Here is a 12555-nt window from a genome sequence, read left to right as displayed (position 1 = left end):
GGTGTAGTTCTTGGGAGCCCCAGTGTCCGGGCGGCTGCTGAAGAATCGCTGAGCCTCTGCTGAAGGCTTCATGAACGCCGGGCACTGACACGGTGGCCCGGCCGCCTTCCCGTGCCCGGGTTGAAAACCTCCGGCATGCCGCCATTTCCTTTGGGATCTGGCGACTGAAAAGAGGTGCTCCATGGGCGCGCGCGACGAATTCATTCTTGACTCCTACTCGGCCACCGTCACGCAGGTGGCGCACACCGCCAGCGCGGCGGTCGCCCACATCAAGGTCCGAAAGCAGGCACAGCGCGGTAACGCAGGCGGCCAGGGCAGCGGCTCCGGCTTCCTGTTCACGCCCGACGGCTTCACGCTCACCAATGCCCACGTGGTCGAGGGCGCGAGCGAGCTGCGCGCCGCATTCGCAGACGGCACCGAAAGCGTCGCGCGCCTGGTCGGGCTGGACGCCTCGACCGATATCGCGGTGTTGCGCATCGAGTCGCACCCGAGCACCTTCCTGCCGCTGGGCAGTTCGGCCGCCCTGCAACCCGGCCAGCTGGCCGTGGCGGTCGGCAATCCGCTGGGCTTCGACTTCACCGTGACCGCCGGCATCGTGAGCGCGCTGGGCCGCAGCCTGCCTGCGCGGGGCGGCCGGATGATCGAGGACGTGATCCAGACCGACGTGGCCCTCAACCCCGGCAACTCAGGCGGCCCGCTGCTGGACAGCGCGGCGCAGGTCATCGGCGTGAACACGGCGGTGATCCCTTCGGCGCAAGGCCTGAGCTTCGCGGTGGCCATCGACACCGCGCGCTGGGTGGCCGGCGAGCTGATGCGTCATGGCGCGGTGCGCCGCGGCAAGCTGGGCGTGCAATGCGCGGCCGTGGCATTGCCCAGGCGTTGGGTGCGCGAGAACGAATGGCCCGTGGCCACCGGGGTGCGCGTGGTCGAGGTGGTGGCCGGCTCGGCCGCCGCGCGCGACGGGCTACGCAGCGGCGACATCCTCATTGGCTGCGACGGAGTGCCGCTGGCCCAGCTGTCCGACCTGCTCAAGCGGCTGGCGGGCGAAGGGTATGGACGCCCGTTGCTGCTCAAGCTGCTGCGGCCCGTGGCCGGGACTCTGACGCCCTTTTACCTGACGGTAACGCCCGCAGGCTGACCCCCTCCTGCCGGCGCAACGACAATAGGCGCCTGCAGTGAAGCACCCGTCCAGGAGAAAACCTTGTCCACCGTCACCATCACCCCTCAAGTCAACGCCAGCAACGAAGCCCCCTTCGTCCTCTTCGGCGGCGTCAACGTTCTCGAATCGAAGGACCTGGCCCTGCGCAGCGCCGAGGAGTACGTGCGCGTCACACAGAAACTGGGCATTCCCTACGTCTTCAAGGGCAGCTTCGACAAGGCCAACCGCTCCTCCATCCACTCCTACCGCGGTCCCGGCCTGGACGAAGGCCTGAAGATCCTGCAGGCCGTGAAAGACGCCTTCGGCGTGCCCGTGCTGACCGACGTGCACGAAACCGCGCAGGCGGCCCCGGTCGCGGAAGTGGTCGACGTGCTCCAGCTGCCCGCCTTTCTCGCACGCCAGACCGACCTCGTCGTGGCGCTGGCCAAGACGGGCCGCATCATCAACATCAAGAAGCCGCAGTTCCTCAGCCCGTCGCAGATGCTCAACATCGTCGAGAAGTTCAAGGAAGCCGGCAACGACAAGCTCATCCTGTGCGACCGCGGCACCTGCTTCGGCTACGACAACCTCGTGGTCGACATGCTGGGCTTCGGCGTGATGAAGAAGGTCACGCAGAACCTGCCCATCATCTTCGACGTGACCCATGCGCTGCAGCAGCGCGAAGCCGGCGCTGCCGCATCGGGCGGCCGCCGCGAGCAGGTGGCCGACCTGGCACGCGCCGGCATGGCCGTCGGCCTGGCGGGCCTCTTCCTCGAAGCCCACCCTGATCCGGCGCAGGCCAAGTGCGACGGCCCGAGCGCACTGCCGCTGGACAAGCTGGAACCGTTCCTGACGCAGATCAAGGCGCTGGACGATCTGGTGAAGTCGTTCGCGCCCCTGAAGATCTGAAGCAGGGGCCCGAGGGCCCGGCGCGGCTCCATCCGTGGGCCATTTACTAAAGTTTTCAATTGGACTGCCGATATCCAGCCATTCCCCTGGATTCCGGAGTCCGAATATGTTTCTGAGCAACGTTTCAATTGGCAAGCGCCTGGCCATCGTGCTGGGCGCCATCCTGGCGCTCTTTCTCGCCACCAGCGTCGCCGCGGTGTGGAAGCTGCAGCAGCTCAGCCAGGAGATCGACGCCATGATCGAGGACAACGTCAAGACCGAGCGCGCCGGCTCCGACTGGCTGCGCCACACCACGTCGGGCGTGCAGCGGGCGGCGGCCATTGCCAAGAGCAGCGACGCCAGCCTGATCGACTACTTCGCGCCGGCCACGGCCAAGTCGATCAAGGACACCAACGAGCTGCAGAAGTTCATCGAAGGCAAGCTGGTCAAGCCCGAGGAGCGTGAGCTGCTCGAGAAGGTCGGCAACCTGCGAAAGGCCTACCTCGCCTCGCGCGAGGAAGTCAGCAAGTTCAAGCTGAAGGGCGACCTCGAAGGCGCCAACCGCATCTTCGACTCCCAGTTCCAGCCCACCTCGGTCAGCTACATCGCGGGCGTGCAGCAGGTGGTGGACATGCAGCGCGAGCAGCTCGATGCCGCCGCCGCCCGCGCCAACAATCTGCGCGCACAGACCAGCACGCTGCTGATCGTGTGTTCCGCCGTGAGCCTGGTGCTCGGCACCCTGCTGGCCTGGCTGCTGGCACGCAGCATCACGCGCCCGCTGCGCAGCGCCGAAACCATCGCGCAGTCGATCGCCGAGATGGACCTCACGGGTGCAGTCCAGCCCAGCTATGCCAAGGACGAAACCGGCCACCTGCTGCGCGCTCTCGACCAGATGCGCACCGCCTTGCAGGGCTCGCTGACGCAGGTGCATGGCGTGGTGATGAACGTATCCACGGCCAGCTCGCAGATCGCCACGGGCAACCAGGACCTGTCGTCGCGCACCGAAGAGCAGGCCAGCTCGCTGGAGCAGACGGCGGCCTCCCTTGAGGAGCTGACCTCCACGGTGAAGCAGAACGCGGACAACGCGCGCCAGGCCAATCAGCTGGCCACCTCCGCTTCTGAAGTGGCAGTCAAGGGCGGCAGCGTCGTGTTCCAGGTGGTGGAGACGATGGGCTCGATCAATGCGTCGTCGAAGAAGATCGTGGACATCATCAGCGTGATCGACGGCATCGCGTTCCAGACCAACATCCTGGCGCTCAATGCGGCCGTCGAGGCGGCACGCGCGGGCGACCAGGGGCGTGGCTTCGCTGTGGTCGCCTCCGAAGTGCGCAGCCTGGCGCAGCGCTCGGCCGCGGCGGCCAAGGAAATCAAGACGCTGATCGGCGACTCCGTCGACAAGGTCGAGGAAGGCAGCCGGCAGGTGGCCGATGCCGGCCGCACCATGGAAGAGATCGTCGGCAGCGTGAAGCGCGTGACGGACATCATGGGCGAGATCAGCGCGGCAAGCCAGGAGCAGACCTCGGGCATCGAGCAGATCAACCAGGCCGTCACGCAGATGGACCAGGCGACGCAGCAGAACGCGGCGCTGGTCGAAGAGGCCTCGGCCGCAGCCCAGTCGCTGCAGGAGCAGGCGGGCAGCCTGTCGCGGATCGTCGGCAGGTTCAAGCTGGAGCGGCAGCACACTGCTGCGGCATCCGCGACCACGTCGTTGAGCACCTACGCACCCAACGCGCCACGCGCCTACCAGGAGCTGATCGCGTCCCACTAGGCGGAAGAAGCCGACAAAGGCCCTGCACGGAGGAATGAGGCGAAACTAGGCGCCACGTATCAGTCTTTCCTCCGGAGCCTACCTTGTCATCCAAAGTCTCCCGCATTGCCCTGTCGGCCTCGGCTGCCGCCATTGGCAGCATCGCGGCGTACTGGACCCTGCTTGCCACGCGCCAGGGGCACATCCTCTTCAACGCCCGCAAACTGCCCGTCGTCCATCTGTCGGACGACTTCTCCACGTACTCCCACACCGTGCCGGGCGGAATGGTCCGCGGGTATGTCTATCACCCCCAGGGTGAAGACTCGCTGCGGGACCTGTTCGTCTACTTCGCCGGCCGCGGCGAAGACGTGCGCGCCACCGCGCAGATGCTGCACTGGCTGCCCGAGGGCTTCGGCTTTGCCGCGCTCAACTACCGCGGGGTGGCCGACTCGCAGGGGCGCCCTTCCGAGATCGCATCCGTCGAAGACGCGAGCCAGTTCGCCAACCATTTGCGCCGCGCCTTTCCGCATGCACGCCTGCACGTGGTCGGCCGCAGCCTGGGGACTGGCGTAGCCATCCAGCTCGTGGCGCGACAAGACTTCGAGAGCCTGCAGTTGGTGACTCCCTACGACTCGATGCTGGAGGTTGCGAAGAAGCGCTTCCCGCTCGTGCCGCTGTCGCTGCTGCTGCGGCACCAGTTCAACTCGCTGGAGCACTGCAAGGAGGTCGCCGCGAAAACCCAGGTGCTGCTGGCCGAGCACGACGACGTCGTGCTGCCCGAGCGCTCGCAAAAACTCATCGCCGCATGGCCCACCCCGGTCAGCGTGCAGACGGTTCCCGCGTCGAACCATCACAGCATCATGGGCCTGGAAGAGACCTGGCTCTATCTCGTCGACTTTGCGTTGACGGCGGTCATTCCCGAGCCGAAGGCGGCATAGCCCGCTGGCTGGTCGATGCCATGGACTCCCTGATCGCCGCCTCCGCCCGCGCCCTGGCCGCCGGCGATGCGCTAGGTGCCCTCAAGCGGGTCGCCCTGCGCGACGACCCGCCTGCGCTGGCCTTGCGCGGCATCGCCATGGCCCAGCTCGGCGAGCACCCGCGCGCACGCGAACTCCTGCGGCGCGCCGCACGCGACTTCGGCGCGCATGAAGTGCTGTCGCGCGCCCGCTGCATCGTGGCCGAGGCCGAGGTGGCGCTGGCCATGCGCGACCTCGGCGGCTCGCCGCGCACGCTGACGGCTGCGGCAGCCACGCTGGAGGCGCACGACGATCACGCCAACGCGCTGCAGGCGCGGCTGATCGCGGCGCGCCGGCTCCTGCTGCTGGGGCGCCTCGCCGACGCCGCAGCCGCGCTGGAGCGCCTCGATGCGCGCGGCCTGCCGCCATCGCTGGCGGCGGTGGCCAAGCTGAGCGCGGCCGAACTGGCGCTGCGCTCGCTGCGCATCGGCCCGGCGCAGGCAGCGCTGGCCCGTGCGCACGAAGCGGCCGTGCGTGCGCGCGTGCCGGCACTGCTGGCAGAGGTGGCGGAGGCACGCGCAGCCTTCGAGCGCCCCGCCGCACGGCGCATCTTCGCGGGCGGCGAGCAGGCGCTGCGCCTCGACGAAGTCGCGGCGCTGCTGGCCTCCGACGCACTCGTGGTCGATGCCTGCCGCCGGGGCCTGAGCGCTGGTGACGCGTGGCAGCCGCTGGCGCGCCGTCCGATCCTGTTCACGCTCGCGCGCTCGCTGGCCGAGGCATGGCCCGGCGATGTCGATCGCGAAGCATTGATCGCAAGCGCATTCCGCACCCGCCACCCCGACGAAACGCATCGGGCGCGCCTGCGTGTCGAGATCGGCCGCCTGCGCGCACTCGTCACCACCCTGGCGAGCATCGAGGCCACGCCGCGCGGCTTCGTGCTCAAGCCGCACGGCGAACGCGCCGTCGCCCTGCTGGCGCCGCCCATCGACGGCGACCAGGCCTCGCTGGTGGCGCTGCTTTCCGACGGCGCGGCGTGGTCGACCTCGGCCCTGGCGCTGGCGCTCGGAGCCAGCCAGCGCACCGTGCAGCGCGCGCTGGTCGAGCTGGAGGCCGAAGGCCGGGTGCGCTCCATCGGCCAGACGCGCTCGCGCCGCTGGCTGTCGCCGCCGCTGGCGGGATTCACGACGATCTTGTTACTCCCCGCTGCGCTGCCGTTTGAATAGAGTTGTCTCCAGGCGCCAATCCGAGGCGTTTCACAAGGAGCCAACGATGAGCAGCAACAACAAGACGAGCAAGAGCAGACCCCAGCCCACCGTGCGGCCGGCCGAGATCGTGCGCGAGTACGGCCCCTTTGCCGACGCCACCCAGGTGGCGGGCGTGACCTACGACGGCCAGCGCGTCTGGGCCGCCACCGGCGCCAGGCTGGTCGCTTTCGACCCCGCCAGCGGCGAGACCACGCGCACGCTGGACACCGCCTGCGACGCCGGCACCGCCTTCGACGGCAAATACCTCTACCAGATCGCCGAGTCGCGCATCGACAAGATCGACCCGGCCACGGGCAAGGTGCTGGCGTCGATCCCCTCGCCCGGCCATGGCAACGACTCGGGCCTCACCTGGGCCGAAGGCAGCCTGTGGGTGGGACAGCACCGCGACCGCAAGATCCACCAGATCAACCCCGAGACCGGCGCCGTCGTACGCACCATCGAGTCGAACCGCTTCGTCACCGGCGTGACCTGGGTCGACGGCGAGCTGTGGCACGGCACCTGGGAAGCCGAAGAAAGCGACATCCGCCGCATCGACCCGCAAAGCGGCGCCGTGCTCGAGCGGCTCGAAATGCCGCACGGCATCGGCGTCAGCGGGCTCGAGTCCGACGGGGCCGATCTTTTCTATGCCGGCGGCGGCAAGAGCGGAAAGGTCCGCGCCGTGCGCCGTCCCCGCAACTCAACGGAGCATTGACATGACCGAAATCAATCACGCAGCAAACCACCCCGTCGTGTCCAGCGACCAATGGCTCGCCGAGCGCAAGGCACTGCTGGCGCGCGAGAAGGAGCTGATGCACCTGCACGACCAGATTGCCCGCGAGCGCCGTGCGCTGCCATGGGAGCGCGTCGAGAAGAACTACGTCTTCGACACGCCCGAAGGCAAGCGCACGCTGGCCGAGCTGTTCGAGGGCCGCCGCCAGCTGATGGTGCAGCACTTCATGCTCGGCCCGGGGTGGGAGCAAGGCTGCCAGAGCTGCTCTTTCATGGCCGACCACACCGACGGCATGAACGTGCATCTGGCGCATCGAGACATCACGATGGTGGCCGTCTCGCGCGCACCGCTGGCCGAGATCGCGCGCTTTCGCGAGCGCATGGGCTGGCAGTTCAAGTGGGTGTCGGCGAACGGCAGCGACTTCAACCACGACTTCCACGTCAGCTTCACACCCGAGGAGCAGGCCACCGGCAAGGTCTACTACAACTACGCCGTGCAGCCCTTCCCCCAGGAAGAGGCGCCAGGTGTCAGCGTGTTCTACAAGGACGACGCGGGCGAGGTGTTCCACACCTACTCGACCTTCGGTCGCGGCGTGGAAGTGATGATGGGCGCCTACTACATGATGGACCTCACGCCCAAGGGCCGCGACGAGCGCGAAGTGCCCTACAAGATGGAATGGGTGCGCCACCACGATCGCTACGAGCCGCAGGCAAAGGCGGCAGGCGATTCGTGCTGCTCGGCACACGGCTGAAGCGCGAAGCATCATGGCAAGCCTCTGGCCCTGGCTGGCGGTCGCGGGGATCGGCGCCCTTCACGGGCTGAACCCCGCCACCGGCTGGGCCTTCGCAGCCGCCTGGGGCGTGCGCTCACGCGACCGGTCGCAGGCGCTGCGGGCCCTGGTGCCGATCGCGGTCGGGCACGCCGCATCGGTCGCACTGGTTGCCGCTGCTGTGGCGCTGGGCCTGTCGATGGATCGGATGGCGCTGCAGGTGCTGGCGGGTGGGCTGCTTGTCGCCGTCGTCTCGTATCACCTATGGGGCCGCAGCTCGGGCAAGACGGCCGGGCATGCCGGGCTGGCGCTCTGGTCTTTCATGATGTCCACCGCGCACGGCGCGGGGCTGATGCTGGTGCCGGCGCTGATCCCGCTGTGCATGGGCGACGCACCGGCAGCACGCGAGATCACCGCATCGGGCTCGCTGATGCTGGCGCTCGCGGCCGTTGGTGTTCACACCGCGGCGATGCTCGCGGTCACCGGCGTGATCGCCACCGGCGTGTGCCGTGGCTTCGACTTCAGGCGGAAGTCGCCTGCAGCGCCGCACTGAAGGCGATGCCCGGCCGCATCACTGCCGCCCCTTCGGCACGTGGAAATCCGGCGACCCGGCCACCACCTTGCGGATCTCGTTCATCAAGGCCCGCGCCCCCGGCGACGGAAACGCGCCCAGTCGCTGCGTCAAGCCGATCTCGCGCCGTGTTTCCTCGAGCGGAAAGTCCAGCACCACCAGGCTGCCGTCGCGAATCTCGTAGCGCAGCTGGTGCGCCGAGATCGCGGTCAGCATGTCGCTTTCCAGCAGCAGGCCGCGCAGCACGGCAAGGTCGCCTGTCTCGACCGCAGGCAGCGGCGGCGCCTGCCGCGCATCCGAGAAGAAGCGCTCCAGCAGCTCGCGCGACGGCGAGCCATGCCGAGAGAGCGTCCAGCTCGCCTCGCGCAGCATCCTGAAGTCGATGCGCTTCGCGCGTGCGAGCGGGTGACCGGCGCGCGCGATCACCGAGATGCGGTCTTCGAACAACGGCTCCTGCTGCAGGTCTTTCGCTTCACCTGCACTGCGCAGCGCGCCGAGGATGAAGTCGATGTCGCCGCTGCGCAGAGACGCAGCCAGCGCGTCGTACGGACTCTCGACCGTGGTGACGTGCAGCCCCGGGTGCCGCGCGAGCAATGAGGCAATCGCCAGCGGCAGGATCTGCGTGCGTCCGAGCGGCAGCGCACCGACGTTCACGCTGCCCTGCAAGGTGCCTTCGCTGGCCGCGATGTCTGGCCCGATGTGCCGCAACTCCGACAGCACGCGCTTGAAGTAGAAGGCCACGATCTCGCCCGCCGGCGTCGCGGTGAGCCCGCGCGCATTCCGGTTGAAGAGCGTGACGCCGAGCCCGCTTTCCAGGTCTTTCAATGCGCTGCTGATGGCCGGCTGCGTGATGCCGAACTCGCGCGCGACGGCGGGCATGTTGCGCTTCTCGGCAAGGCTCGCAATCACGGCGAGGCGTCGGCCGTTCAGGATCGAAGTGAAGAGCGAATGCACGTCGGCCGTGCTGTCTATTCCGCCGCGCGCCGCCAGTTGCGTGCGCGCCTCCTCGAACTCGCGCTCGATGCGCAGGGCGCGCACCAGCACCAGGTCGCCGTACGCGTTGAGCGCCACGCCGCGCGAGCGCCGGTCGAACAGCGGCCTGCCGAGCGCGGCCTCCAGATCGAGGATCGAACGCGTCACCGCCGACGCCACGCGGAACAGCGCCTCGGCAGCCGCGGCAATGCTCCCGGCAGACGCCACGGCCGAGAACGCGCGCAGGTGGCGCAGGTTGATGCCGAGCGCCACGCTGTCGGCGTGCGCAATAACTTTGTGATGCTCGTTTTTTTTGTTCACGGGTGGAGGCGTCGCTCTCGATCATGCATTTTCATGCTTAAGGGTAAACCCTTTATCGATAAAAAAGAATGATGGCAGCGCAACGCTAACTCACCCCACGCAAAGCAACCGCCGCGCAGACTTCTCTTCATGCTTGAAGCACCCCCTGCACATCTTCCGGAGCGTTGCGAATGATCATCGACTGTCACGGCCACTACACGACCGCGCCCAAAGCCCTCGAGGCATGGCGCAACCGGCAGATTGCCGGCATCCAGGACCCGTCGGCCAAGCCCAAAGTCTCGGAGCTGAAGATCAGCGATGACGAGCTGCGCGAGTCCATCGAGGGGAACCAGCTGCGGCTGATGAAGGAGCGCGGCAGCGACCTGACCATCTTCAGCCCGCGCGCGAGCTTCATGGCGCATCACATCGGCGACTTCGAGGTGTCGTCCACCTGGGCGGCCATCTGCAACGAGCTGTGCCATCGCGTGAGCCAGCTCTTTCCCGATCACTTCATCGGCGCGGCCATGCTGCCGCAGTCGCCGGGCGTCGATCCGGCCAGCTGCATTCCCGAGCTGGAACGCTGCGTGAACGAATACGGCTTCGTGGGCGTCAACCTCAACCCCGACCCCTCGGGCGGCCACTGGACCAGCCCGCCGCTGTCCGACCGGCACTGGTATCCGCTCTACGAAAAGATGGTGGAGCTGGACATTCCCGCGATGGTGCACGTGAGCACGAGCTGCAACGCCTGCTTCCACACCACGGGCGCGCACTACCTGAACGCCGACACCACGGCCTTCATGCAGTGCCTCACCTCGGACCTGTTCACCGACTTTCCGACGCTGCGCTTCGTTATTCCGCACGGCGGCGGCGCGGTGCCCTACCACTGGGGGCGCTTTCGCGGCCTGGCGCAGGAGATGAAGAAGCCGCTGCTCAAAGACCACCTGCTGAACAACATCTTCTTCGACACCTGCGTGTACCACCAGCCCGGCATCGACCTGCTCACGCGCGTGATCCCGGTCGACAACGTGCTCTTCGCCAGCGAAATGATCGGCGCGGTGCGCGGCATCGACCCCGAGACCGGCTTCTTCTACGACGACACGCGCCGCTACATCGACGCCACGCCCATGCTCGACGACAAGGCGCGCCACCAGATCTACGAAGGCAACGCGCGCCGCGTGTACCCGCGGCTGGACCGCGCACTCAAGCAAAAAGGACTTTGAACATGTCGACCACTCCCCTCCTCCAGGAACTCGGCGTCGTGCACCGCAACGTGGTGCGCGCCGATGCGGCCGCCGTCGAGAAGCTGTCGCGCTTCGGCGTATCCACGGTGCACGAAGCACTCGGCCGCCTGGGCCTGATGGCGCCGCGCATCCGCCCCATCCATCCTGAAGCGCGCATTTGCGGCACCGCCGTCACGGTGCTGCTGCAGCCCGGCGACAACTGGATGCTGCACGTCGCGGCCGAGCAGATACAGCCCGGCGACGTGGTCGTGGCCGCCTGCACCGCCGACAGCACCGACGGCTTCTTCGGCGACCTGCTCGCAACCTCGTTCAAGGCGCGCGGCTGCAAGGGCCTGGTGATCGACGGCGGCGTGCGCGACGTGCGCGACCTCATCGCCATGGACTTCCCCGTGTTCAGCCGTGCCATCCACTCGAAAGGCACGATCAAGTCCACGCTGGGTTCGGTCAACGTGCCGGTGGTGTGCGCCGGCGCGCTGGTGCAGCCGGGTGACGTGGTGGTGGCCGATGTCGACGGCGTGGTCGTCGTGCCGGCGCAACTGGCCGCCCGCGTAGCCGATGCCGCCGAAGCCCGCGAAGCCAACGAGGCCGGCAAGCGCGCGCGCTTCGCGGCCGGCGAGCTGGGGCTGGACATGTACGCCATGCGCGAGCCGCTCGCCAAGGCCGGCCTGCGCTACATCGACTGAGCAAGGGACCGCACTGTGGCTCGCATCATCGGCGCCGTCGCCTGCTCGCACACGCCCACCATCGGCTTCGCCTTCGACAAGAACAAGCAGCAGGACCCGGTCTGGGCGCCCATCTTCGAGGCCTTCGCGCCAGCGCAGCAGTGGCTGGCCGACAAGAAGCCCGACGTGCTCTTCTTCATCTACAACGACCACGTCAGCTCGTTCTTCTTCGACCACTACTCGGCGTTCTCCCTGGGCGTGGGCGAGCGACACGAAGTGGCCGACGAAGGCGGCGGCGCGCGCGACCTGCCGGCTCTGGCGGGCCATCCGGCACTGGCGCGGCACATCGGCCGCTCGCTGGTGGCCGACGAGTTCGACATGTCTTTCTTCCAGGACCGGGCGCTGGACCACGGCGTGTTCTCGCCGATGTCGCTGCTGTGCCCGCACGAGCCGGCATGGCCGACACCGGTGGTGCCACTGCAGGTCGGCGTGCTGCAGTCGCCGGTGCCGTCGGCACGGCGCTGCTACAAGCTCGGCCAAGCGCTGCGGCGCGCGATCGAGAGCTATCCGGACGACATCAGGGTGGCCATCGTCGCCACCGGCGGGCTCTCGCACCAGGTGCATGGCGAGCGCGCGGGCTTCAACAACACCGCCTGGGACGCCCAGTTTCTCGACCTGATCGAGAACGACCCGGTGCGGCTCACCGAGATGACGCAGGCCGAACTGGCGACGCTCGGCGGCATGGAAGGCGCCGAAGTCATCATGTGGCTGGTGATGCGCGGCGCCCTGTCGTCCAACGTGCGCAAGACGCACCAGAGCTACTACCTGCCCTCGATGACGGGCATTGCCACCGCCATTTACGAAAACCTGGCGAGCCCGCCCGTCGCCGGTGAAGTCGAGCGGCACCGCCGCCACATCGACAAGGAACTGGCGGGCGTGGAAGCGCTGCAGGGCACCTATCCGTTCACGCTCGAGACCAGCGTGCGCGCCTACCGCCTCAACAAGTTCCTGCACGGCATGACGCGCCCGGCGCACCGCGCGGCCTTTCTTGCCGACGAGGAGGCCGCGTTCGACGATGCCGCGCTGACGGACAAGGAGCGCGACATGGTGCGCCGCCGCGACTGGCGCGGCCTGATCCAGTACGGCGTGATCTTCTTCATGCTGGAGAAGCTTGGCGCGGTGGTGGGCGTGTCGAACCTGCACATCTATGCCGCGATGCGCGGCCAATCGCTGGAAGAGTTCCAGCAGACCCGCAATGCGCCCGGCGCCCTTTATTCGGTGGCCGGCAAGGACGCCGCGCCGCAGGCGTGGGACCGCCGCTGAGCCGTACCTGATTT

The 12555-nt window shown here is 67.9% G+C and carries 12 protein-coding genes; 11 read left to right on the top strand and 1 reads right to left on the bottom strand.

All coding sequences use genetic code 11. The features are described from left to right. Nucleotides 1-181: 181 nt before the first annotated feature. From ACTG4X_RS13995 to ACTG4X_RS13960, 8 genes are all read left to right on the top strand, one after another. On the top strand, nt 182-1138 hold the full coding sequence (locus ACTG4X_RS13995) for a S1C family serine protease (RefSeq protein ID WP_440534079.1): 957 nt from the start codon (nt 182-184) through the stop codon (nt 1136-1138). Nucleotides 1139-1201: 63 nt separating this feature from the next. Continuing rightward, the gene (gene kdsA, locus ACTG4X_RS13990; protein WP_093052704.1) at nt 1202-2047 is read left to right on the top strand and encodes a 3-deoxy-8-phosphooctulonate synthase; all 846 of its coding nucleotides are present in this window, start codon (nt 1202-1204) and stop codon (nt 2045-2047) included. Nucleotides 2048-2153: 106 nt separating this feature from the next. Next, nucleotides 2154-3794: a methyl-accepting chemotaxis protein gene (locus tag ACTG4X_RS13985; protein ID WP_093052707.1), complete on the top strand. Its 1641-nt coding sequence runs from the start codon at nt 2154-2156 to the stop codon at nt 3792-3794. An 83-nt stretch (nt 3795-3877) separates the two neighbouring features. Then, nucleotides 3878-4711 carry an alpha/beta hydrolase gene (locus tag ACTG4X_RS13980; RefSeq protein WP_093052709.1) on the top strand — a complete coding sequence of 278 codons (834 nt, stop codon included), beginning with the start codon at nt 3878-3880 and terminating at the stop codon, nt 4709-4711. A gap of 20 nt (nt 4712-4731) precedes the next feature. After that, nucleotides 4732-5952 carry a helix-turn-helix domain-containing protein gene (locus ACTG4X_RS13975; RefSeq protein ID WP_440534078.1) on the top strand — a complete coding sequence of 407 codons (1221 nt, stop codon included), beginning with the start codon at nt 4732-4734 and terminating at the stop codon, nt 5950-5952. 46 nt (nt 5953-5998) lie between these two features. Beyond that, complete coding sequence (locus ACTG4X_RS13970) at nt 5999-6685, top strand: Vgb family protein (protein WP_093052723.1); 687 nt, start codon at nt 5999-6001, stop codon at nt 6683-6685. A 1-nt stretch (nt 6686) separates the two neighbouring features. After that, nucleotides 6687-7454: a DUF899 domain-containing protein gene (locus ACTG4X_RS13965; RefSeq protein WP_440534077.1), complete on the top strand. Its 768-nt coding sequence runs from the start codon at nt 6687-6689 to the stop codon at nt 7452-7454. Nucleotides 7455-7467: 13 nt separating this feature from the next. Next, nucleotides 7468-8025 carry a hypothetical protein gene (locus tag ACTG4X_RS13960; protein ID WP_440534076.1) on the top strand — a complete coding sequence of 186 codons (558 nt, stop codon included), beginning with the start codon at nt 7468-7470 and terminating at the stop codon, nt 8023-8025. Between the two features lie 18 nt (nt 8026-8043). Here the strand turns inward: ACTG4X_RS13960 and ACTG4X_RS13955 are convergent, their stop codons facing one another. After that, on the bottom strand, nt 8044-9336 hold the full coding sequence (locus ACTG4X_RS13955) for a LysR family transcriptional regulator (protein ID WP_440534075.1): 1293 nt from the start codon (nt 9334-9336) through the stop codon (nt 8044-8046). Between the two features lie 170 nt (nt 9337-9506). Here ACTG4X_RS13955 and ACTG4X_RS13950 point away from each other — a divergent pair, with 170 nt between their 5' ends. The 3 genes from ACTG4X_RS13950 to ACTG4X_RS13940 are packed head-to-tail and all read left to right on the top strand — an operon-like array spanning nt 9507 to nt 12541. Further along, entirely contained in the window at nt 9507-10535 is a 1029-nt protein-coding gene (locus ACTG4X_RS13950) for an amidohydrolase family protein (RefSeq protein ID WP_440534074.1), read from the top strand. Nucleotides 10536-10537: 2 nt separating this feature from the next. Further along, a complete protein-coding gene (ligK, locus tag ACTG4X_RS13945; RefSeq protein WP_440534073.1) occupies nt 10538-11239 on the top strand; it encodes a 4-carboxy-4-hydroxy-2-oxoadipate aldolase/oxaloacetate decarboxylase in 702 nt (233 codons plus the stop codon). 15 nt (nt 11240-11254) lie between these two features. Beyond that, entirely contained in the window at nt 11255-12541 is a 1287-nt protein-coding gene (locus ACTG4X_RS13940) for a gallate dioxygenase (protein ID WP_440534072.1), read from the top strand. Nucleotides 12542-12555: the final 14 nt, after the last annotated feature.

This window comes from Variovorax sp. YR566, from assembly GCF_051992195.1.
Classification (GTDB): domain Bacteria; phylum Pseudomonadota; class Gammaproteobacteria; order Burkholderiales; family Burkholderiaceae_C; genus Variovorax.
This window is presented reverse-complemented; position numbering and strand designations above follow the sequence as displayed.

What these genes read in the sequence shown, in the direction of transcription:
- ACTG4X_RS13995 (WP_440534079.1), top strand. Translation starts at nt 182, where the DNA reads ATGGGCGCGCGCGACGAATTCATTCTTGACTCCTACTCGGCCACCGTC.
- ACTG4X_RS13985 (WP_093052707.1), top strand. Translation starts at nt 2,154, where the DNA reads ATGTTTCTGAGCAACGTTTCAATTGGCAAGCGCCTGGCCATCGTGCTG.
- ACTG4X_RS13975 (WP_440534078.1), top strand. Translation starts at nt 4,732, where the DNA reads ATGGACTCCCTGATCGCCGCCTCCGCCCGCGCCCTGGCCGCCGGCGAT.
- ACTG4X_RS13970 (WP_093052723.1), top strand. Translation starts at nt 5,999, where the DNA reads ATGAGCAGCAACAACAAGACGAGCAAGAGCAGACCCCAGCCCACCGTG.
- ACTG4X_RS13965 (WP_440534077.1), top strand. Translation starts at nt 6,687, where the DNA reads ATGACCGAAATCAATCACGCAGCAAACCACCCCGTCGTGTCCAGCGAC.
- ACTG4X_RS13960 (WP_440534076.1), top strand. Translation starts at nt 7,468, where the DNA reads ATGGCAAGCCTCTGGCCCTGGCTGGCGGTCGCGGGGATCGGCGCCCTT.
- ACTG4X_RS13950 (WP_440534074.1), top strand. Translation starts at nt 9,507, where the DNA reads ATGATCATCGACTGTCACGGCCACTACACGACCGCGCCCAAAGCCCTC.
- ligK (WP_440534073.1), top strand. Translation starts at nt 10,538, where the DNA reads ATGTCGACCACTCCCCTCCTCCAGGAACTCGGCGTCGTGCACCGCAAC.